Origin of the sequence: Desulfosporosinus hippei DSM 8344 (genome assembly GCF_900100785.1) — a bacterium.
Classification (GTDB): Bacteria; Bacillota; Desulfitobacteriia; order Desulfitobacteriales; family Desulfitobacteriaceae; genus Desulfosporosinus; species Desulfosporosinus hippei.
This window is the reverse complement of record NZ_FNCP01000009.1, coordinates 69,238-90,639: the sequence shown is the minus strand read 5'-3', so window position 1 is coordinate 90,639 and position 21,402 is coordinate 69,238. Positions and strand designations below refer to the sequence as shown.

The window sequence follows — 21,402 nt, the reverse complement described above, 5'->3', positions numbered from 1 at the left end:
GTGGTAGAGATGTGAATAGGTAACAGAAGACCTCCTTCTGTTGCCGTTTTTATTTTGCTGACATAAGTGGATAGATAGATGAGGAGGAAAAAGCTTGAGGCTGCATGGAACACAAGTTGTAAATCGGCAGGGTCATCTAGAAATTGGTGGATGTGATACAGTAGAACTTGCTAAACAATTCGGAACCCCTTTATATGTAGTGGATGAAGTTCATATCCGGAAAATTTGTAAAGAATATCATAGTTATTTTGTTAAAGGTATGGATAATACCGAGGTCATTTATGCTTCAAAAGCCTTTTCAACCTTGGCAATGTGCCGGATTATAGAAGAAGAAGGTCTGGGTTTAGATGTCGTCTCTGGTGGGGAACTTTATACAGCCTTGCAAGCTGACTTTTCACCTGAACATATTTACTTTCATGGCAATAACAAATCACGAGAAGAGCTGTCAATGGCGATTAAATCCGGGGTAGGGAGGATTGTCATAGATAATTTTGGCGAAATGAGTGTGCTAAATGATTTAGCTAAAGAGCTGAATCAACAAGTAAGGGTACTCCTGCGTATTACTCCGGGAATTGAAGCGCATACTCATGAATACATTCAGACGGGCCAGATTGATTCAAAATTTGGTTTTACACTATCCGACGGGACAGCGGATCGTGCCTTTGATTTAGCATTGGCTTCCTCTAATCTCGAGGTTAAAGGACTTCATGCTCATATTGGTTCGCAGATTTTCGAATTAGCTTCCTTTAAAAATGAAGTTAAGATCATGATCAAATATATGGCTGATATCTATGGTCGTACCAATTGCTTGCTAGAGGAATTAAACATCGGAGGGGGATTCGGAATTTATTACGCCTCAGGAGATGAGCCTGCAAAAATTGCGGATTATGCTAAAGTAGTGGAGGCCGCCTTAGAGGATGGTTGCAAAAGCCATAATTTCCCCCGGCCCAAAATTATTATCGAGCCGGGACGGTCGATTGTGGGGACTGCAGGAATAACCCTGTATACTATCGGTTCTATTAAAGAAATTCCCGGAGTTCGAAAATATGTTGCAGTAGACGGAGGGATGACAGATAATCCAAGGCCTTCTCTTTACCAAGCGCGCTATGAGGCTATTTTGGCTAATCGTCCCCAAGAAGCCGTGTCAGAATCTGTTTCAGTTGCAGGAAAGTGCTGTGAATCAGGGGATATGCTTATTTGGGATATCGATTTACCTAAAGTAACTGCCGGAGACTTATTGGCAGTATCCGCTACAGGTGCCTATAATTATTCCATGTCTTCAAATTACAATCGGTTGCCACGACCGGCGGTAATCCTTGTTAAGGATGGGCAGGCGGATATAATAGTAAGGCAAGAAACCTACTCTGATTTATTGAGAAATGATGTTTTACCTGATCACTTGAAGAGATAGGAGTTTACTCTGGCCCTGTCTGGTATTAGCGCTGAAATTTGAGGATAGCTCACCTTAGATGTTGGATTTCGTTTGATAGGCTTCAGACCTGTGTTTTTGGGGACGGACGATTACTAAGTCAAGAGCAACTAATACAAGGGTTGCGATCATAACAATCACTAATCCTTTAGATGAAACCGTCGGAGCATAAGAATAAGTGGGAACAGAATAAGAAGAGAATGGAAGCGCTGAAGAGATGGGATAACTAGTTAAATTATTATTATAAGGGTTAGAATAATGAAAGTAGGGTGAAGGGGATTGGGAACGGGGATACAGGTTAGAACGGGGATATAGGTTAGAATAGGGATTATATCTATTAATTGTTGCAGAAGCTGGTTTTGGAGTGGGGTAATAAGTGGGAGTCGGACGAATCATGTTTTGTTGAAAGAGGCAAGGACTTCTTAATGCAGGTGTATGGCCATGGGAGTATTCGTAATTCAATGTTAGTCTCCCCCTTTCGCTAAAAAGATTTAGCATGAAATTGCGCTAATTCACATGGGGTATGCCTTGATCACTGGTATTATATGTAAATAAAATGTAGAGGGTGTACTCTGTATATGGAATAAAGGGAATTGATAACAGAAAATGGATTTAGCTTAACAAAAAAGTCCCGGGAAGGGATTTTTTTTGTAATTTTTTTGAGATTATCTAGAATATTTCCGAGGAGAATGTTTGATGCTAAGGATAAAGTGATTAGATTGGAGTGGACTCGGATGAAAGAAAAAAAGCATTGTTTGAAAACACTTTTCCGGGTCATCGGGGCCTACAAAAACTCACTACTTCTCGGATTTCTACTGGGTATACTTCTAGTAGTGGGTGATTTTTTTGCAATTCAACAGTTTTTTGGATTGGAAAGACCACCTCTTACTTTGGCTAAAACAGAGGTGGAATTGCGAAGGGACGAAAAAACAATACCGGAATATAATAGTTTAGAAACGAAAAATGAAGGGTTATTAGAGTCTAATAACAAAGGTGAAAATAAGGTTCGTGAAAATGAACTGAATAATCCAGATCCTGTCAGTGAGGTTACCGATTCTGATGTTCCAAATCAAGATCATATCGGTAATAATCTTGATGTAATTATCGAAGAATCTATCCCTACCATTAATCAGAAGCAGTTCACGGTGCTTTTAGTTGGGGTTGATCAAAGACCAGGTGAAAAATCATATAGTAACACTGATACTCTTCTGGTAGCCAGTATCAACACGGTAAATGGCCAAATCTCTTTGCTTTCTATTCCCAGAGACACTCAAGTCAATATTCCCGGCTATGGTAAGGAAAAAATTAATGCAGCAGCTCGTTTAGGGAAAGGACTAATAACCACTCAATCCTTAGTTGAAGAAATCACAGGTCAGCCCATTGATGGGTATGTTTTGACAAATTTCAACGGTTTTAAGAAAATGATTGATACTTTGGGAGGAATCACCGTTACCGTAGAGAAAGATATGTATTATGTTACTGGGGACAAGGAAGATGGAACTATCAACCTTAAAAAAGGAACTCAGCGCTTAAATGGGACACAGGCTTTGCAATATGCCAGGTTTCGCCAAGACGCCTTGGCCGACATCTCAAGAACTTCTCGTCAGCAGGCAGTTCTTAAAGCAATGGTAAAGGAATTGAAACAAGTTAAAACTCTGCCAAAATTACCTGCCTTGATTGCCCAAATGACAAAATCCATGGAAACAAATCTTTCAGCCGGTGAACTATGGTCACTAGCCAATATTCTTAGCCACTTTAAAAATCCAGAAGTCATTTCCCAAACATTACCGGGGAATTTTCTCATTGAGGATGAAATTAGTTATTGGAAGGTTGACCCTTTGAAATCCCATGCTATTATTAGACGCTTTTTAGACGAAGGTAAAACAACCTCTGTATTTTTTCAGTGATTTTAACACGGAAATTTAAACGCTTGTTATTTTATTTAAAGGGTTATATACTATATAAGATTAATTTAGGTTTTTTTGGAGGGTGAACATTGGATAAGCTGCTTGAAAAGTTGAAAGAATACTTACACATGGATACGGAAATTCCTTTCGAGGAGTTTTCTGAGTACTATCGGACTCTAATTGCTGAGTTGAACCAGACATTTGGTGATCTTGATAAGGATACTCGCGTAAAAGCTCTTTATATTTGCTCAATTGTACAGTCAAATGCTGAAGCAAGGGCCAAAGAAAGTAAAGCCAATCCCAAGGCTTATAAAAAGATTAGTGCTAAATGTGCTTTCTGGTCAGATGCAATTAAATTTAATTTGGGCAAAGATGGGATGTCTCTTGAAGAGATTGAGCAAGCTACCGAAGAGATTAATACCAATATTTAATTTTTTCTAACGTAAATGATAGAAGAAGCTTAAGCCACAGGCTTAGTCCTTCTTCTATTTTTTTTATTTCCTTCATTTTCAGTGAAACATTTCTACTCCTTGTTGCGTAATACAATTGTAAACACTAATCAATAAATAATAGGGGGAACAGAAAAATGCCAGAAAGAGTTTACCGGTCGGTACGAGATAAAATGATTGGAGGGGTCTGTGGAGGTCTGGCAGACTATTTCAGAGTCGATGTTACATTAGTTAGGCTTATCGCTCTCATTGCTTTATTTGCCGGAGGAGTAGGGTTTTTAGCCTATATAGCCGCCTGGATAATTATCCCGGTTGATTCTGCTGAGCATGATAACTTCGTTAACTATAAGCATGATGTTGGAGATGGAGGGAAGGAGATTATTGCTGATCTAAAAGAAGAGGCTAGAGATTATGGAAAGCTAGAGAATAACCCACGTGAAAATCGTTCAATAGTTGCAGGGGGAGTTTTAGTTGTTTTAGGAGTCGTTTTTTTACTTCAACGCTGGTTTCCGTATTGGTTTGATATGAGTAAAATGTGGCCGATATTTCTTATTATTATCGGGATATTTATTATTGCGCGGGGTGGGAAAAGATGAACAGAGTCTTTGATAACGTAAGCCGAGGACTACTTCTAATCACTTTAGGAGTTATCTTTTTCCTGCTCAATTATGGTTTCCTATCTTGGAGATTATGGGCTCATGTCATAGACTTGTGGCCACTAATTTTAATTTTGGCGGGAATTGGATTGCTGTTTAACCGTAGAATACCACTTGCTACCATTTTGCTGATTTTTCTTTTGAGCATGGTTGGATATTCAATAATTGTTGGAGATAAGCTTGTCCCGGAGAGAATTTTTAATAACTTTCAGGGGATGTATCATTATCGTATGTAGGCTGAAGGCATTCAAGTTGCTGTGAAGAGGCCATCGATGATATAATTTAAAGATAATTACAAGGATAGGAGATTAGGATGTAGAATGGACATCATTTTGGCTCACCGCCAAATCGATTTCGATGCGTTGGCTTCGATGGTAGCAGCTCAGAAGATTTATCCGAACAGTGTTTTGGTTATGGATGGAAAACCGAATGTTTTTGTTCAAGATTTTCTGGCATTGTCTCGAGATCTATTGCGGTTCCGCAGGGCTCAGGATATTGATTTGGAGGAGGTTTCTCGGGTAATTTTAGTAGATACCCATGAGCTTCGTCGAGTAGGGTTTTTAGGGGAGAAGGTGGCTAGACTCCCTGGTATTGAGGTAGAGATCTATGACCACCATCCCTATGCAGGTACACTTAAAGCAGGTATGGTTATCGAACCGGTTGGTGCCTGTGCGACCCTTCTTGTGGAAAAGTTAGCAGGAATGGGGTTGCCGCTTAGTAGTTTTGAAGCAACATTAATTGCTATAGGGATTTATGATGATACCGGAAGTCTATTGTTTGATAGTACCACAGTACGTGATGTTCACGCTGTGGCTTATTTATTAGAACAAGGTGCGAACTTAGGGGTGATTTCTAATAACTTGCGTCGCCCTCTTACTGAGGAACAAAAAGATCTTCTGCAACAGCTCTTAGATTCTGGACAAACAGAATTCTTTGATGGATTACCAGTCTATATTTCCTATGCTGAGATTAAGGATTATGTGGGTGGCTTGGCTCTATTAGCCCATCGAGTAGGAGAGTTAGAAGGGGCAGATACCTGGTTTCTTTTGGTAAGGATGGAAAATCGGGTGTATATTGTGGGCCGCTCAAGAGGCCGGGGTTTGCCGGTTAACGGTTTGGTTCAATTATTTGGAGGAGCAGGCCACGAAAGAGCAGCTTCCGCAACTATTAAAGATGCAAAGCTGTCTGATATATTAAAGCAACTGCGTTCAGCGATTAAGAGCCGGGCAAAACGCCCCCATCTAGTCAGAGATATCATGAGCTATCCGGTTAAGACTGTATCTCCCGAGACAAAACTAGGTGAAGTAGAACAAATCTTATTGCGCTACGGTCATACCGGGGTGCCGGTCACAGAAGACAAGAACTTAGTGGGGATTATTTCCAGGCGCGATGTGGATAAGGCTATTAAGCATGGCTTAAAGCATGCACCTGTCAAAGGCTTTATGACTACTAAGGTATCTACAGTAGAAGCAGATGTTCCTTGGGATGAAGTTCATAGATTAATGGTTCAGCATGATATCGGGCGTTTGCCCGTTGTGGAAGACGGCAATCTTGTTGGTATTGTTTCACGTTCAGATGTTTTGCGTCTTGTTCACGGCACGTCAATTCCTATCGAAACTCAACTCGCTCGAGAGAGAAGCGCAGCTATGCGCCAAGATATTTTAGATTTGCTAGAATGTTTGCCAAAAGAAACCCAAAATCTTCTTGAAGCAGTAAGAGATACGGCAGAGGAAGAAGAGTGTTCAGTCTATGTTGTAGGAGGATTTGTTAGGGATTTGCTCCTTACTGTCCCTACCCAAGATCTAGACTTTGTGGTAGAAGGTAGCGGTGGCCAATTTGCCCAGGCCTTAATGCGGCGGATACCGAATGGAAAGCTGACTCAGCATATAAAGTTTGGAACAGCTCAGATTATTTTTCCTGATGGAAGTCATGTTGATATAGCAAGTACGAGATGGGAGCATTATTCTTTTCCGGGAGCACTTCCTCAGGTAGAAGAATCATGTCTTCGGGATGATTTGTTCCGACGTGATTTCACCATTAATTCTATGGCGATTTGTCTCAACACAGATCGTTACGGAGAACTTGTTGATTATTATGGCGGTAAACAAGATTTACAACAGAGGAAAATACGATTCCTGCATAATATCAGTTTTATCGATGACCCTACCCGAATGCTCCGGGCAATACGTTTTGCCGAACGATATCAATTTGATTTTGCTAAAGAGACTCTCGATGCTTTACATACTGCAATAGATACCGGTGTTCTTTCTAAGCTGAGTGTGGAACGTTTTACTGAGGAGATTCTACTTATCTATAAAGAGGTAAATTACTTGACCATGGGGCAGCTTTTAGTGAACAGCGGTTTATTTAAGGCTTGGTTCGGTAAGGATCTGGCTTGGAATTTTAACTTGGAGGATGCTGTAGGGAGTGCGGAATGGTCGTTGAATTTGCGCTGGCTGATTTCTCTTTCCAAGATGGACTCTTTAGAAATCGATATTGTTCTTGAGCGAGTCATTTTGAATAAATCTCTGCGTGATGAAACAATAGCCTATGTGCAATTGCGGGAATCCTTGCAAAAGCCGTTAACCATCAGTGAAATGGATCATCTTCTAAACAAGGCACCTAAAAGAGTCGTGACCACTTTAGCCCGGGATGGCAGATATAATAAACGAATAACCGAGTGTATGGAAGCCGGGCAGAGAATTAATATGGCGCTTGATGGCAAGACTCTTATTCAGATGGGTTTAAAACAAGGTCCTGAAATTGGAGAAATTCTAGCTCAAGTACGGATGGCTTGGCTTGAGGGCAGAATTAGTACTGCAGAAGAAGAGCAGGGAATTGCTCGTCAATTGGTTAATGCCCAGGTTAGAAGGAGGTAGAGATTTGTTCGATATCAAGTTAGCGACTATTATCGCAAACATTCCTGCTTTGATGATCGGGTTTGCCTTTCATGAGTTTGCTCATGCCTGGGTTGCCGATCGCTTAGGAGATCCGACACCGCGAAGTCAGGGACGTTTAACCTTGAACCCGTTTGTCCACTTAGATCTGTTTGGGACTTTAATGGCACTCTTATATCGCTTTGGTTGGGCTAAACCCGTTATAACCAATCCTCATTATTATCGGGGAGATAAGAGGCGCGGGCAGATGATGGTTTCCCTAGCCGGTTCTATCATGAATTTGATTACGGCTTTTGTGGTTATGTTAATATGGTTCTTAACAATGCTTTGGTTAGAAGCCTCTGAGTGGAGTGGTATACTTTCATTAGTGTTTCAATCCACTGTTCTGATGAACTTGGGATTAGGAGTTTTTAATCTCTTGCCGATCCCTCCCTTGGATGGATTTGGTGTACTGGGAAGTCTGTTGCCTGAACGATTTGCTCCTCAATTGCAAATGATCGAGCAGTATGGATTTGTAATCCTAATTGTCCTTCTCTTTACAGATGTTCTTGGAAACATACTGTCTCCGACAGTAATTGGGATATTTGATGTTTACCAGAAAATTATTTCACTGATACTAACCCCATTTTTAGTGTAAAGTGATAGTAATATAAATTACAATAGACCTAAGAAACAGAAGGGATTGTTAATATGAAAGGTAGAATATTTAGCGGAATGCGCCCAACTGGGGCTTTGCATATTGGGCACTTGAGTGTCATTCAAAATTGGGTGACCCTTCAGGATCAGTATGAGAGTTATTTTTCGATCGTTGATCTACATGCCTTGACGACGGGATATGAAGATAAATTAGACTTTCCAAGTTTACGTAGAGAAATAGCTTTGGATTGGCTCAGTGTCGGGATTGATCCTCAAAAGAGTGCTATCTTTCTTCAATCTGATGTCAAAGAACATGCGGAACTTCATTTACTTTTTTCAATGTTCACTCCTCTGTCTTGGCTTGAAAGAGTACCCACCTACAAGGATCAGATTCAACAATTAAGTCAACAGGGTAAGGAACTGGGTACATATGGTTTCTTGGGGTACCCTCTTTTGATGGCAGCGGATATTTTGGTCTATAAAGCAGATGTTGTACCTGTGGGTGAAGATCAAATTCCGCATGTTGAACTTTGTCGGGAAATTGCTCGTCGTTTTAATCATCTTTATGGAACCGCCTTTCCTGAACCGAAGGCTTTAATAGGCAAAGTGCCTCTCCTGCCGGGGGTAGATGGGCGGAAAATGAGTAAGAGCTATCATAATGCCATATCCTTGACGGCCTCTCCTGAGGAGATTAAGACCCGGGTGCAACAAATGGTAACCGATCCGGCTCGGCTGCGTAAAGATGACCCTGGACATCCCGAAGTGTGCGTTGTTCATAAATTTCATAAAATCTACACTCCTGAAGTAGCAGACATCGAAGAAAAATGTCGAGCCGGAAAAATAGGCTGTGTCGCTTGTAAACGGAATCTGGCAGAAAATCTAGAGAAGTTAATTAGTCCGTTTAGGGAAAGGCGTTCCTATTGGGAAGAACCCGGCCGAGTTGAAAAAGTTCTAGAAGAGGGTGCTATACGCGCCCAGGAAACAACCTCACAGACAATGAAAGAAGTTCGCCACCTCATGGGGTTATAAATGGAACGTGAAAATAATAGCCCACAAGTTGAACTTCCTGCCTACCAAGGCCCCCTTGATTTATTGTTAACACTCATACAACAAGAAAAAGTTGATATTTACGATATCCCTATTGCCCGAATTGCTGATCAGTTCGTAGATGTCGTGCGTCGGATGGAATCGATGGACATGGAAGTAACCACTGAATTTCTGGTTCTTGCAGCCCAATTACTTTATATCAAATCAAGAGAACTCTTGCCGAAACCACCAAAGAGTGAAGAGAGCCCCAGAGAAGAAGAAGATTTACGCCAGGAACTGGTTGAGCGCTTGATTGCTTACCGAGCCTTCAAACAAGCGGCTAAGGTTTTTGAAAGTATAGAAACCTCATCGGGACGATCTTACTATCGAGAAGTTAATATTGAGGGGTTACTAGCAGATGTCAAGCCGGAAGATCCATTAAAGGGGATAAGCTTTGACGATCTTTGGCAAGCATTTTGTCGGGTTATCGAACGGGCTGAAAAAGGGGAAGAAATCACCTATGTTGAACCTGATGAAATTGCCATTGACCTTATGCTCGCGGATGTATTGCGCCGTGTTCTACTTCATCCCAAAGGGCTTCGCTTCAATCAGCTTATGAGGATTGGAACGCGCATGGAAATAATTGTATCATTCCTGGCGCTTTTAGAACTTTTAAAGTTAGGAAAGGTGCGTGCTGAGCAAGCAACGCTGCTCAGCGAAATAATGCTGTATCCAACAGAAAAAGCTTGGGAATTTACAGAAGAGGAGTAGATGGAATTGCTGTTTAGGGAGCCGGAAACAGCTGCCTTAGAGGCTCTTTTATTTGTTGCCAAGGATCCGCTTACCCTTGTACAGCTCGGTGAGATTCTGGAGTTGGACATAGCCAAAATTGAAGAGCTTCTTTATGAATTACGAACGCGATATGCTATAGACTCTTGCGGATTAGCCTTGTTAGAAATGAATGGCGGCTTCAAATTAGGAACTAAGCCAGAAGTGGCCCGATATATAGAAATCTTATATAAGCAGCCCGCCCAGGCATTGTCTAATGCAGCCTTGGAAGTGCTTTCTATAATCGCATACAAGCAACCTGTGACAAGGGGTGAAGTGGACTTCATTAGAGGAGTCCAATCTGATCGGGCCCTAGCAACTTTAGTGGAAAAAGGTCTTGTTAAAGATGTGGGACGCAAGGATGGCCCCGGGAGACCTATTCTTTATGCTACAACAGAGCAGTTTCTCCTGCATTTTGGGTTGCGTTCCTTAAATGATTTGCCTGACTTAGAAACTGAGTATTTAAGCAATGATGAGGTGGCAAGCACACAAGAAGAGTAAATCTTGTATTTCCAAAAAGCAATCTCCAATTAGGTTTTCTAAGAGGAGATTGCTTTTTCATATATAGAATAAGTTGCAGGTATTTCAGGAAATACTAGTTATCTTCACTGAGTACTCGAGAGGCGAGGTAGGTCGCCACTGCAACCAGAAATACTAGTAATACGGTTTCGTAAATCCCAAACAAGGGTTTTGCCTTGCCCATTTTAATTATTTTTTGATAAAGCTCCGGGGCCTGTTCTTCAATAGCGGCTACTCTATCTTGCAGATTATCAAGACCTTGGGTGATCTCTTGATATTTAGCACAGAATAATTCGTTTTTTCTTTGTATAATCCGGTCAGTGGCAACCGTACGAGTTACTGGTTGCTCGGAGTGAGGAGTAGCATATAAAAAGCTAACTGAGTTTCCGTTTATCGTTAAGTCCGCCTTTGAATACCCAGCATTATAAAGGCCGGCAATAAAGGCATCACGCATAAGCCTGTTTTTTAAATTAATATTTATATCCATAGTTAAGTCTGAGGGTTCGGAGAATTCGCCAAGTTTAAAGCCGGTTAACCACCAATGTTCTCCTTCTCGTCTAAAAAGAACCTTTCCTTTCTTCTTCAATACAAACGACATTTGCAGAAGATCAGAATCGCTTGCACAATTGTAAAAAGTACCTGTAAAAAATCCAGGTATTTTTAAATCAAATGCTTCGGTGTAAACTCCAATTTCTCCTCCGGAAACTAAATCATATTGTCCTTTCCACAAGCCAATCATCCATTTTTTGTTGTTATATTCGAAATGAATAGGTTCACAATCGATGATCATTCCTAAAGGAGCTGCCGCTTCATCAAAAAGGCGACAGTATCCAATTTTTCTCTGCCATGGATTCATCGTTGAATAGAAAATATCTTGCACTGAATCATAATCGTATCCTGCTATTTCAACAACTTTATCCAATTCTGAGTTCGTCATTCCCTTTGCTATAAAGCCGGAATTGTCATTATTTATTTGAATGGACATACTTATCCCCCCTTAGTACATATTATTGGCTCTAGGCATACTAAGGTGCATGAAATTGTCAGATTTAATAATTTAATCATGCTTAAGGGATTCATTATAAGGTTCTCTAAGGCTTTATCCGATGACTACCAGCCGTAAGACTCCCATCTTCTATAAGTAGGAGATAACGGCTGCTACGTCCCTGGATAAGTTCCTCTAAGCTTCAGCTGGAGTAAGTATTCCTCTTAGGCAAACTCATCTGAAGCTAAGAGTCACTTGATCGCAGCAAACAAGTAATTCAATAGAAATTCCAGAAAGATGAGAGTGTAACATGTTTAAAATGTTATACTCTCATCTTTCATACTTGTAGATTCCATGTTGATTAAGCTAATATTTTCTTTCAATTGCCATGCCCAACATTATCATTCCAACTACAGCAAACACATGAAAAATAAACCAGCCCGGCTCAAGAAAACTAAATGTGCCAGGATCAACTTTTCTTAATCTCATCATATTTGAAACCTCCATTTCTCCTAATTTGCGACAGGTTAGTTTTTGTAGTATTCGGGTTAAAATACAGATGTTAGGAAGGAAATACTTTCTAGATAGATACTACATTTGTTTATTGAATAATTAAGCTTTATTTGGGGAATCTTACCCTTTTAGGGTTAGTCACCAGGACGATGTATGATGTGCGGAGGGGTTGGAGTGCGGGTTTTAGCTTTTTTGCTCGCGATGCTTATATTACTTCTAATTGGCTTTGCCTTAAAAATACGAGTAGATTTTCGTTATAGACGCATTGCAGAAGAAGATCATATAGATATAAATTTTAGGGCCTTTAATGGAATTTGGCGAGCATATTATCAAATTCCAACCCTTCAATTGGAATGGGAAAAAGGACCTCAAGTTGAATTTGAGCAGGTGGCAGAATTAAAAGGTGGGGTTCGCAAGAGTACAACCAAAGCTCGTGTCCGTTATATACGGCGAGGCTTTCTTAGTAGGCTGTGGCAGAACATTCCACTAATTACTAAGCATTTAAAGCACCTTAAAAGCCAATTCTATAGAGGGATCCATTGTAAGTCTATCGATTGGCGAGTAGAAATTGGATACAAAGATGCTTGCCATACGGCAATTGCAGCTGGGTCTTTTTGGACTATGTTTGGGTTTGCACTTTCCTATCTTTATCGACAAGTGACTATGGAAGTAAAGTCTCCAGCAATAGTAGTCGTTCCTCAGTTTAAAAAAGAAGGCTTCTTTTGTGACATTCAATGCATATTCCATCTCAGAATAGGCCATATTATTTTTGTAGGACTGAGGTTATTACGAACGTTCAAGCGGGGTATAAGGGGGTAGACAACACATGGGGAATCATCCGATTGAATCATTAATGAAAACTGCTATGGAAAGCATCCAGCAAATCGTTGACGTAAATACTATTGTCGGCGACCCGGTTGAGAGCCCGGATGGCTCTGTGATAATTCCAATTTCAAAAGTTTCTTGCGGATTTGCGGCAGGCGGAAGTGAATTTGCTCCGCCGGATGACAAAGATTCCGGACATTCTGGGGGTGGTACGCCTGGGCAAGGACCAGCGCTGCCATTTGGTGGAGGTGCCGGAGCCGGAGTATCCGTTCAACCGGTAGGGTTTTTAGTAGTAGGCAACGGCAACATCCGACTTCTCCCAGTCGATAGTAATGTAGTAGTTGATCGACTGATTGATACTGTTCCGGATTTATTGGAGAGAATCGGTGGAATGTTTCAGAAGAAAAAGAGAACCACGGACGATATTATTATCGCCCGCGACTAGAATAAATCACCACACCATTAGAATAAGATTAGCAGAAAGAACGGGGTATCTCGTTCTTTTTTGTTTGTCCTTTTCATACATTTAGGCAGGGGGTGGGAAATGGTTAATCTCATCTGGCTTTTAATGTTGGCAATTGGTATAGTCGTCGCTGCCTTAAACGGACACATTGAATCTGTCACCACATCAGCAATGAAGGCAGCAGAACTGGGAGTAGAGGTTGCTATTGAACTAATCGGAGTAATGAGTTTATGGTTAGGTCTAATGCGTTTGGCTGAGGAAGCAGGTTTAGTTAAAGGAATTGCCCGGATTTTTGGGCCTGCAATTCGTCGTCTATTTCCATCTCTCAAACCAGATAGCAAAGCCCTAGGTGCCATAATTATGAATCTAAGTGCTAATATATTAGGGTTAGGTAATGCTGCAACTCCTTTTGGACTTAAGGCCATGCAAGAACTTCAAAAAGAAAACCCGACACCTGATGTGGCAAGTCCTGCGATGATCACTTTTCTGGCCTTGAATACCTCTTGTATTACTCTAATTCCGGCAACGATTATTGGAGTTCGCTTAAAAGCTAATTCCGTTAATCCTACTGAGATTATTGGAACAACTATAGTTGCGACAGGATGCGCTATGTTCATGGCCATCCTTGTAGATTACTTAATTCGTCGCAGGAGGAAGCTATGAACATAATCGCAGAGATATCCAGATGGGCCATACCACTCCTCCTTTTACTTGTACCTATTGTAGCCTACTTTCGAAGAGTCCCTGTTTACGAATCATTTGTAGAAGGTGCGGAAGAAGGATTTAAAACAGGTGTGCGAATTTTGCCATTCTTAATTGGGATGTTGGTCGCAATTCGGGTGTTCGTTGATTCCGGGGCACTTAATATTCTATCCCATTGGCTTCGGCCACTCATCAACATGCTAGGATTAGATCCTGATTTTGCAGCGATTATTCCGTTAGCAATTATGCGACCGTTAAGTGGTTCAGGTGCCTTGGGCGTGGCAACACAGTTAATCAATGAATATGGTCCGGATTCCTACATCGGTCGTTTAGCATCAACATTGCAGGGAAGTACGGATACAACTTTCTTTGTGTTGACGGTGTATTTTGGTTCAGTGGGTATAAAAAAATATCGATACGCCCTAAAGCTAGGTTTACTTGCAGATATTATTGGTTTGATCGCTTCAGTTTGGATAGTTACTAAAGTGTTTTATTGATACGTACTTTGTGCATACTAAACAATGAACCTAAAAAGGGGGCATTGTTAGTATGCTATATATTGTTTTGCCAGCGTATAATGAGGATCAAGCACTTGCTGAACTATTAGAAGATATCAGAACAAACTGTGCACAGATTCCTCACCAGATCGTTATAGTTAACGATGGAAGTACAGATCGTACTTTAGATATTGTTCATCAGTATACTCAAGACTACAACAACATACACGGAGTAAATCATGAGCAAAATAAGGGATTGGGGGCTGCTATTAACAGTGGCTTCCAATATGTTTTAAATCACTCTTATCTCATTAAAGATCAAGACAAAAAAACTTGTGAGAGTAAAATCTGTCCGGATATTGTCATCACGATGGATGCAGATAATACTCAACCAGCAGATTGTATTCCCCTGCTTTATGAGGAAATCTGCTCAGGCTCAGACCTGGTTATTGCTTCGCGGTATGTCCAAGGAGGAGAACAACATGGCCTTTCATTAGGGCGTCGGGGATTATCTTGGGGGGCTGGGAAAGTCATGCAATTATTTGCTCCTATCAAAGGTGTCCGCGACTATTCGTGTGGATATCGGGCTTATCGCCTTAAGCTTCTGGCTGAGGGAACCCGCCAATATGGGCCGGATATAATTGTGAGTCGAAATTTTTCGGGGATGGTTGAATTGCTCTTAAAGATTGCTCCATTCGCAGAACGGATAACAGAAGTCCCCTTAAAACTTCATTATGAACTTAAAAAAGGTGCCAGTAAAATGCGAATTTGGGCTACAATCTGGGGCTACTTTCAACTTATTTACCGATTAAAACGTAATAAGTGGAGTACAGTAGAATGGGCCGAGGAATAAATCGTTTGTTTTTAGCAGGAATTTTACTAATGGCTTTAGGACTTCGTCTGCGTGGAATTACGAATCCATTGCTTGATGATCAAGCGTGGAGACAGGCAGATACAGCTAGCATGGCTACTCATATGCTAGGGCATTTATTGGATTTTCCAAAGGTTTTCTTACCGCAGCTTAATTATGATGGGGTTATACCACAACATGTTGAGTTGGAGTTTCCCTTTTTACCCTATGTATTAGCATGGACTTGGACAATTGTCGGTTGGACGGACTTATGGGGGCGGATCTGGTCAGTCTCTTTAGCGTTGTTTACGGTGCTAGGAATTTATGACCTGGGCCGAAGGATATTTAGTGAGCGGGTTGCACTTTTTGCCGCAGCGATTTACTCCCTGATGCCTTTGTCGATTTACTATGGAAGAGTTGTCATGCCTGAACCTATGGCTCAAGCATGGAGTATCTGGGCGCTGGCTATGGTTTGGAGATGGAGAACTTCGACAAAAGAGACTGGGAGTTGGCAAGCAGGCTTATTAATGGCTGGGGCAATCTTAGCTAAGCTTCCCCAGCTTATGCTGTTTCCCGTTGCCCTCCTATTAGGTTTTTGGCCATTGCAAGAAAGGGTAGGGCAAATAATCCGCTACAGTTTGATTGTGCTTATTCCACCAATGGTTTATTATGTATGGGTACATTTTAATGTTGATTCTTCTAGTCAATTTGTTTCGGGAATATTAACAGAGCAAGTTGCCGGCTCAGCAAATATCAATTGGGAAGTATTGGGGAAAAATGTCGAGCGTGGGTTTACAGATATTGTTTTATTTCTCTCTGGCCTGGGGCTGCTACGCCTCTGCTTTTTTCGTTCACCGGCACGTATAGCCTTTGGGGTTTGGGGGGGAATCAGCATTTTGTATATAGGGATAGTTTGTGCCCGTATTCCCTTGGATTATTACTTAGTGCCTGTTTTACCTTTAGTCGCCCTATTAAGTGCTTATGCTATAGACGGTATTACTAACTTACCTGGTACTGTTATTGGGATTGTGCTTTTGGCCTTGATTAATAAGGGTTCCTATAGTGATTTAACCCCTAAGTATCAATGGAACCAAGAATACCTAAGTCAAGCACATTGGATAAAAGATCATACGGAAATCTCAAGTGTGTTAATATTAAGCGATCCTCCGCCAATGACATTTTATTATGCTAAGAGAGTTGGATTTAGGTTGAATACTGTTGATGACCAAGCCTCTTTCAATCTTTTGAAACAGTTTCCCGGGGATTACCTTGTTCGTCTTCCCCAAAGCGGGCAGAACGAAAAATTCTGGAAAAGTGTGCAAAGCCAGTATTCTGAAATTGGGCCGGGCATCTATGATCTCAGATTATCCTCCGAATTATCAAAACGCTAGCAGCGAAAATCAGAAAGGAAGAATAATGAGCCAAGAGAAAGAGGATGGAGAACGTCTTCAAAAAGTAATTGCTAAAGCAGGCGTTGCATCCCGCCGACATGCAGAACAGCTTATTCTTGAAGGTAGAGTAAAAGTAAATGGGGCAATGATTTCTGTTTTAGGCTATAAAGTTGGGGTGGATGATTCCATTGAAGTTGATGGAAGGCCTATCAAACATACAGAAAAACTGCACTATTACCTTCTTAACAAACCTGTAGGTGTGATTACTAGTGCTCAAGATCCCCAAGGTCGCCCTACGGTTATTGATTTATTAAAAGAAGTTTCAGCGAGAGTATATCCGGTTGGCAGATTGGACTATGATACCTCCGGAGCGTTACTACTTACTAATGATGGAGAGTTGGCACATCGTCTGATGCATCCTTCCTACGGAGTGGAGAAAACCTATCGCGTTTGGATTAAAGGTCCAATGGGGATTAATGCCATAGAAAGCCTTAGACAAGGCGTTTTACTTGAAGATGGAAACACCGCACCTGCTAAAGTCCAGCGAGTATGCGGTGTTTCGAAGAGAGGCAACGAAAAGCTTAAACCTAATCATATTGAAATTTTAGAAGTGACAATTCACGAAGGGCGAAATCGTCAAATTCGTCGTATGTTTTCCGCTGTGGGATATCCGGTCTCTAAACTGGAGAGGATTCAATTTGGATCTCTTAGTCAGGGAAACACTCTTCCCCCTGGTGCGTACAGAGCTCTAACAAAAGAGGAAATCAAAGACTTGCGATCTCAAGTAGGATTATGATTTAGGGTAGACAGGATGATCAAGCTCCTTATTCCATTTTTCAATATCTCTACCGCCATAAGACTGTAAGGTGTTGGCAACAGCATTGATTTTTTCGTGCTCTGTTTGGATTAGAACTAACCAGTGTCCGGTACGAACTTCATTCTCGTAGTGTCGCGCCCGTATTTCTGAAAGTCCATAGCTTAAAAGGACTTCTGCTAGTCCACGGCTGGGAGGCTGATGCATAAGCTCGCTGGCCAGTGGACCTGCTACAATTACCTCCCCTAGATTTGGAACAAAAAAGGGTGGTGCTTGGACAAGCCAGGTGTGATATTTGTCGTGATTGGTTTCACTCGGGTAATATGCCAACTCGTTGGCGATTTCTTCACGGTATTGACCTTGATGGAAGTATTCACTGCGGATAATAACTGATACTTTAGAATTTGCTAAGGATTCCCCTTGTATTTCTTCGATAGCTTCTTTAGTTTGTTGTTGTCCCTTGAAAATTGCAACTGCAGTTTTAAGCATGTAATTTTATCCTCCTTGTAACTATACTACCTGTTGAAGTTTTCTTAGTATGTCCATAAATTCTAAGCCTAAAGCAAGGCCTGCAGGATAAAATTAAACCCATGGAGAATATTTTATAGGATTCATCTAAATATAGGCGTTTTATAAAAAGCGGGGCCTTAAATTTAAGTTGAACGATTATGATGGGGAACGGAGAGAACCAGTAATGAAGATTCGGATTGGAGATGAACTCCTAACAGAACACATCCGCGTACGGATTCGAGTGGATTTTCGCGGTGAATCGAAAACTGGACGCTTTTTCTTTGGAGGAAAGAGCAAGGAATTAGTAGCTGAAACGATGCGCGAGCAACAAGTAGCCTTATTGCGCAATGTTCCACTACAAGGAATCATCATCGAAGATATCGATCTAAGTTTAGATATCTACACTGTCGCTGAAGAAAATGGACGTCGTCACCACGACGAAGTTGCTTATGCACCAATTATTTTAACTCTGAGGGTTGAAAATATTGACGACTTGCTGCCCTTCCTAGTTAAACCAGAATTTCGCAAAATTGAATTTTTAAGCCCTGAAAATATTTCTCTGCACCGGCTGGATATGGAGAGATTACTATTTCGGCTTAGTCAGTCCTTTCAACAAGAGTTGAGATTGCTTGAACAAAAGTATTCCCGTTGATAGTATCGAATAGTAAAAGTAAAATGATTCCTGTTTGGCTACGAAAAAGAGGATGAATCTATGGATTTAATAAAGATATTAGCTGAAAGGCTCAGTATTATTGTGACCATAGCATTACTAATGACAAAGAGTCAGGTCTTTCGCCGATATTTGAACTCTCAACTAAACAAGCGTCAGACCTTAACCTTAATGCTGATTTTTGGCGTATTCTCCATGGCAGGAACCTATTCGGGAGTTTCTATTAATGGCGCTAATGCGGCTAATACGAGTGCTATCGGAACAGTAAGTGCAGGTATGCTTGGCGGGCCACTGGTTGGTTTAGTCGTTGGCGCAATTACAGGCTTGCACTTTTACATATTCTATGGAGGGTTTACTGGTTTAGCTTGTGCAATATCTCCAATATTGCAGGGCTTGCTGGGAGGGCTCATTTATTGGCTGGCAAGGGATAAAAACGATGATTGGAAGGTCGGCGTGGGGCTAGGAATAATAGCTCAAATAATGGAAATGGCTATTATTCTTATGATTGCCCGTCCTTTTGAGGAAGCATGGAGCCTAATCATGGTCATTGCCATGCCAATGGTTATATTTAATGGGCTTGGAGTGGGTCTTTTTTTATATATTATTAAGACAGTTTATCATGAGGAAGAACAGATTGCCGCCCTACAAGCCCAGAATGTCTTGCAAATAGCCGATATAACCTTGCCTTATTTTCGGAAGGGTTTAAATTTAGAAAGTGCTCAAAAAGCTGCTGAAATTATTCAAAAAATTTCCAATGTTGCAGCAGTGGCAATAACCAATAAGCAGCAAATAATCGCTTATGTCGGTTTAGGATCGGATCACCATTTTATAGGACAACCATTTATGACTGAGGCAGGGCATAAAGTCTTACGAGATGGTAAATCTATGCAGATATCTGAAATGGAAATTGAGTGCAAGTACCCGAATTGTCCTCTGCGCTCAGCTATTGCTGTCCCTCTGCGCCCTGGTGAAAAGACAATCGGAGCTTTAATTCTATATCGTGCTCGGCGGGGTAAATCAATTATCGACGTAACTTTAGCTGAAGGACTGGGGAAACTTTTTTCCACTCAACTTGAATTAGCCGATCTTGAACACCAGAAAGAGTTAAGCGTTGCATCTGAAATTCGAGCACTTCAAGCTCAGATCCAGCCTCATTTCCTATTTAATACCTTAAATACTGTAGTCAGTTTAATCAGGAGTCAGCCGGAAAAAGCGCGGGAGGTTCTTATTTTTCTGGGTGAATTCTTACGCCGCAATATGCGTCAAGGGGTTTCATTCCACACTGTACGGGAAGAATGTAAACATGTCGAAGCCTACATGGCTATCGAAGAGGCTAGATTTTCCAACAAGTTAAAAGTAGATATGAACATTGAGACAGGAACTGAGAATATTATATTGCCACCGCTAGTCTTGCAGCCACTGGTTGAAAATGCAGTTAGACATGGACTGTTACCTAAGGATAGCGGGGGTACAGTTTCAATCCATGTCCACAAAGATGGTGATAGCATACAAATTATAGTTCGAGATGATGGAATAGGCATATCTAGTTTTAAGCTGCGCGACATTTTTGAAGGAGTTGAAGAGGAAGATGCTGAGATAGGAATCGGTCTAAAGAACGTACATCGACGTTTATTAAGACTCTACGGACAGGGACTACTGATTGAAAGTATCCTTGGTGTGGGAACGATTATTTCCTTTCGAGTACCCATTTCAAGAAGTGTACTTAGAGGAGTGACATTATGATCAAAATAGTACTAGTAGACGATGAACAACCGGCGCGTGAAGAACTAAGATTTTTGTTGGAGAAAAATTCTGAAATGGAGATCATCGGTGAGTTTTCAAGTGGGGTGCAGGCTATTGAAGGAATTCCCAACCTGCAACCGGCGGTTATCTTTATGGATGTCCATCTGCAAGATATGGATGGTATTGATGTTGTTCGAGCTCTTCAACAGTTGGATATTCGGGCATCCGTTGTTTTTGCTACCGCTTATGATGTTCATGCTATACGCGCTTTTGAACTTAATGCCGTGGATTATATTCTTAAACCCTTTTCTCTGGAACGTTTGAAAGTTACAATTGATCGTATCCTACAACGTTTACAGCCACATGACCAGGAATTGTCGCAAAAAATATCACGTTTAATTCAAGAAATAGGGGTTAAACAACGACCGCGCAAACTTGCAGCTACCTCTAAGGGACGAGTTGTCTTGATTGACCCGCAGGAATTGCTTTATGTAGTTGCTGAAGGTCGCTATGCCAGTTTGGTAACAGAACACAAAATGTGGCCCACGACGTTCAGTTTGCACGAAATTGAAGAGAGATTGGATCCAGCCCAGTTCTTGCAAACTCACAGAGCTTACATTGTTAACTTGGATCGTATTAAAGAAGTAATTCCTTGGTTTAACTCAACCTATAAGATTATCATCGATGAGAATGCAACAGAAATTCCAGTTAGTCGAACTTATATCAAAAAACTAAAAGAACGGCTTGATGTTTGAGTGTTCAATAAATGAACACTTTTTTTGTTTAAAAATGAATATGCAAAACATTACGTTAATTCATAATTTCATGTCAAATTTTATGTGTTTCATGCAAAGAATCTAGAGAATTTTCACACAATACTATATTCTTTGTTTATTACTTAAATGATCGGGTTCAATGGTCTGATGACCATCCATTCTCTTCCAGCATTGACGGCAGCTATAGCTGGGAAGTCGAGTCCGACCATCAAAGGAACAGCAGCTGCAGCAGGAGTACCGACCTGCTGCGGCAACATACAACAATCAGGTGAATCAGGTCAAGACCTGCTTCACTTTTTATCGAAGAATAAATAGT

General features: G+C 41.1%; 25 protein-coding genes. 21 read left to right on the top strand and 4 right to left on the bottom strand.

Going from position 1 to position 21,402, the window contains the following annotated elements; translation table 11 throughout:
- Window positions 1-94 precede the first annotated feature (94 nt).
- Window positions 95-1,411 carry a diaminopimelate decarboxylase gene (gene lysA / locus BLS16_RS09790; protein ID WP_092332770.1) on the top strand — a complete coding sequence of 439 codons (1,317 nt, stop codon included), beginning with the start codon at window positions 95-97 and terminating at the stop codon, window positions 1,409-1,411.
- A 54-nt stretch (window positions 1,412-1,465) separates the two neighbouring features.
- Here lysA and BLS16_RS09785 read toward each other — a convergent pair whose 3' ends face one another.
- The gene (locus BLS16_RS09785; protein ID WP_092332768.1) at window positions 1,466-1,891 is read right to left on the bottom strand and encodes a hypothetical protein; all 426 of its coding nucleotides are present in this window, start codon (window positions 1,889-1,891) and stop codon (window positions 1,466-1,468) included.
- 227 nt (window positions 1,892-2,118) lie between these two features.
- Here BLS16_RS09785 and BLS16_RS09780 point away from each other — a divergent pair, with 227 nt between their 5' ends.
- The 9 genes from BLS16_RS09780 (at window position 2,119) to scpB (ending at window position 10,329) form a co-directional block, all read left to right on the top strand.
- Window positions 2,119-3,336: an LCP family protein gene (locus tag BLS16_RS09780; protein ID WP_345788522.1), complete on the top strand. Its 1,218-nt coding sequence runs from the start codon at window positions 2,119-2,121 to the stop codon at window positions 3,334-3,336.
- 89 nt (window positions 3,337-3,425) lie between these two features.
- On the top strand, window positions 3,426-3,767 hold the full coding sequence (locus BLS16_RS09775) for a hypothetical protein (protein ID WP_092332766.1): 342 nt from the start codon (window positions 3,426-3,428) through the stop codon (window positions 3,765-3,767).
- Between the two features lie 155 nt (window positions 3,768-3,922).
- On the top strand, window positions 3,923-4,381 hold the full coding sequence (locus tag BLS16_RS09770; protein WP_092332764.1) for a PspC domain-containing protein: 459 nt from the start codon (window positions 3,923-3,925) through the stop codon (window positions 4,379-4,381).
- On the top strand, window positions 4,378-4,677 hold the full coding sequence (locus BLS16_RS09765) for a LiaI-LiaF-like domain-containing protein (RefSeq protein WP_092332762.1): 300 nt from the start codon (window positions 4,378-4,380) through the stop codon (window positions 4,675-4,677). Before BLS16_RS09770 ends, BLS16_RS09765 begins: the two co-directional genes overlap by 4 nt.
- 84 nt (window positions 4,678-4,761) lie before the next feature.
- Window positions 4,762-7,320, top strand: coding sequence for a CBS domain-containing protein (locus BLS16_RS09760; RefSeq protein WP_092332760.1), 2,559 nt, complete (start codon window positions 4,762-4,764; stop codon window positions 7,318-7,320).
- Between the two features lie 4 nt (window positions 7,321-7,324).
- Complete coding sequence (locus BLS16_RS09755) at window positions 7,325-7,975, top strand: site-2 protease family protein (protein WP_242876248.1); 651 nt, start codon at window positions 7,325-7,327, stop codon at window positions 7,973-7,975.
- A gap of 53 nt (window positions 7,976-8,028) precedes the next feature.
- Window positions 8,029-9,003 (top strand): tryptophan--tRNA ligase, encoded by a 975-nt coding sequence (gene trpS / locus BLS16_RS09750; RefSeq protein ID WP_092332756.1) that lies wholly within the window; start codon window positions 8,029-8,031, stop codon window positions 9,001-9,003.
- Window positions 9,004-9,771, top strand: coding sequence for a segregation and condensation protein A (locus BLS16_RS09745; protein WP_092332754.1), 768 nt, complete (start codon window positions 9,004-9,006; stop codon window positions 9,769-9,771).
- Window positions 9,772-9,777: 6 nt separating this feature from the next.
- Window positions 9,778-10,329, top strand: coding sequence for an SMC-Scp complex subunit ScpB (gene scpB, locus BLS16_RS09740; protein WP_092332885.1), 552 nt, complete (start codon window positions 9,778-9,780; stop codon window positions 10,327-10,329).
- 94 nt (window positions 10,330-10,423) lie between these two features.
- On the opposite strand, the gene BLS16_RS09735 is transcribed toward scpB, so the two are convergent.
- Entirely contained in the window at window positions 10,424-11,332 is a 909-nt protein-coding gene (locus tag BLS16_RS09735) for a DUF4474 domain-containing protein (RefSeq protein WP_092332752.1), read from the bottom strand.
- Window positions 11,333-11,698: 366 nt separating this feature from the next.
- Window positions 11,699-11,824, bottom strand: a complete 126-nt coding sequence (locus BLS16_RS24550; RefSeq protein ID WP_282433730.1) for a hypothetical protein — start codon at window positions 11,822-11,824, stop codon at window positions 11,699-11,701.
- Window positions 11,825-12,019: 195 nt separating this feature from the next.
- Here BLS16_RS24550 and BLS16_RS09730 point away from each other — a divergent pair, with 195 nt between their 5' ends.
- The 7 genes from BLS16_RS09730 to BLS16_RS09700 all read left to right on the top strand — a co-directional run bounded on the left by BLS16_RS09730 (window position 12,020) and on the right by BLS16_RS09700 (window position 17,369).
- Window positions 12,020-12,664: a DUF2953 domain-containing protein gene (locus BLS16_RS09730; protein ID WP_176786121.1), complete on the top strand. Its 645-nt coding sequence runs from the start codon at window positions 12,020-12,022 to the stop codon at window positions 12,662-12,664.
- 7 nt (window positions 12,665-12,671) lie between these two features.
- Entirely contained in the window at window positions 12,672-13,115 is a 444-nt protein-coding gene (gene ytfJ / locus BLS16_RS09725) for a GerW family sporulation protein (RefSeq protein WP_034597104.1), read from the top strand.
- A 99-nt stretch (window positions 13,116-13,214) separates the two neighbouring features.
- On the top strand, window positions 13,215-13,796 hold the full coding sequence (locus BLS16_RS09720) for a nucleoside recognition domain-containing protein (protein WP_034597102.1): 582 nt from the start codon (window positions 13,215-13,217) through the stop codon (window positions 13,794-13,796).
- Window positions 13,793-14,332, top strand: coding sequence for a spore maturation protein (locus tag BLS16_RS09715; RefSeq protein ID WP_092332748.1), 540 nt, complete (start codon window positions 13,793-13,795; stop codon window positions 14,330-14,332). Before BLS16_RS09720 ends, BLS16_RS09715 begins: the two co-directional genes overlap by 4 nt.
- A 52-nt stretch (window positions 14,333-14,384) precedes the next feature.
- Window positions 14,385-15,185: a glycosyltransferase gene (locus tag BLS16_RS09710; RefSeq protein ID WP_092332746.1), complete on the top strand. Its 801-nt coding sequence runs from the start codon at window positions 14,385-14,387 to the stop codon at window positions 15,183-15,185.
- Entirely contained in the window at window positions 15,170-16,573 is a 1,404-nt protein-coding gene (locus BLS16_RS09705; protein WP_092332744.1) for a phospholipid carrier-dependent glycosyltransferase, read from the top strand. The genes BLS16_RS09710 and BLS16_RS09705 overlap by 16 nt, the downstream gene beginning before the upstream one ends.
- 25 nt (window positions 16,574-16,598) lie before the next feature.
- Window positions 16,599-17,369 (top strand): pseudouridine synthase, encoded by a 771-nt coding sequence (locus BLS16_RS09700; protein WP_092332742.1) that lies wholly within the window; start codon window positions 16,599-16,601, stop codon window positions 17,367-17,369.
- Here the strand turns inward: BLS16_RS09700 and BLS16_RS09695 are convergent.
- Window positions 17,364-17,876 (bottom strand): hypothetical protein, encoded by a 513-nt coding sequence (locus BLS16_RS09695; RefSeq protein ID WP_092332740.1) that lies wholly within the window; start codon window positions 17,874-17,876, stop codon window positions 17,364-17,366. The two genes, BLS16_RS09700 and BLS16_RS09695, sit on opposite strands and share 6 nt — an antisense overlap.
- A gap of 205 nt (window positions 17,877-18,081) precedes the next feature.
- Between BLS16_RS09695 and BLS16_RS09690 the strand changes: the two genes are divergently transcribed.
- From BLS16_RS09690 to BLS16_RS23150, 4 genes are all read left to right on the top strand, one after another.
- Window positions 18,082-18,549: a hypothetical protein gene (locus tag BLS16_RS09690; protein WP_014902027.1), complete on the top strand. Its 468-nt coding sequence runs from the start codon at window positions 18,082-18,084 to the stop codon at window positions 18,547-18,549.
- A gap of 60 nt (window positions 18,550-18,609) precedes the next feature.
- Window positions 18,610-20,310: a LytS/YhcK type 5TM receptor domain-containing protein gene (locus BLS16_RS09685; protein ID WP_092332738.1), complete on the top strand. Its 1,701-nt coding sequence runs from the start codon at window positions 18,610-18,612 to the stop codon at window positions 20,308-20,310.
- Entirely contained in the window at window positions 20,307-21,065 is a 759-nt protein-coding gene (locus BLS16_RS09680) for a LytR/AlgR family response regulator transcription factor (protein ID WP_092332736.1), read from the top strand. The genes BLS16_RS09685 and BLS16_RS09680 overlap by 4 nt, the downstream gene beginning before the upstream one ends.
- Before the next feature lie 147 nt (window positions 21,066-21,212).
- Window positions 21,213-21,401 carry a hypothetical protein gene (locus BLS16_RS23150; RefSeq protein WP_143015520.1) on the top strand — a complete coding sequence of 63 codons (189 nt, stop codon included), beginning with the start codon at window positions 21,213-21,215 and terminating at the stop codon, window positions 21,399-21,401.
- Window position 21,402 lies beyond the last annotated feature (1 nt).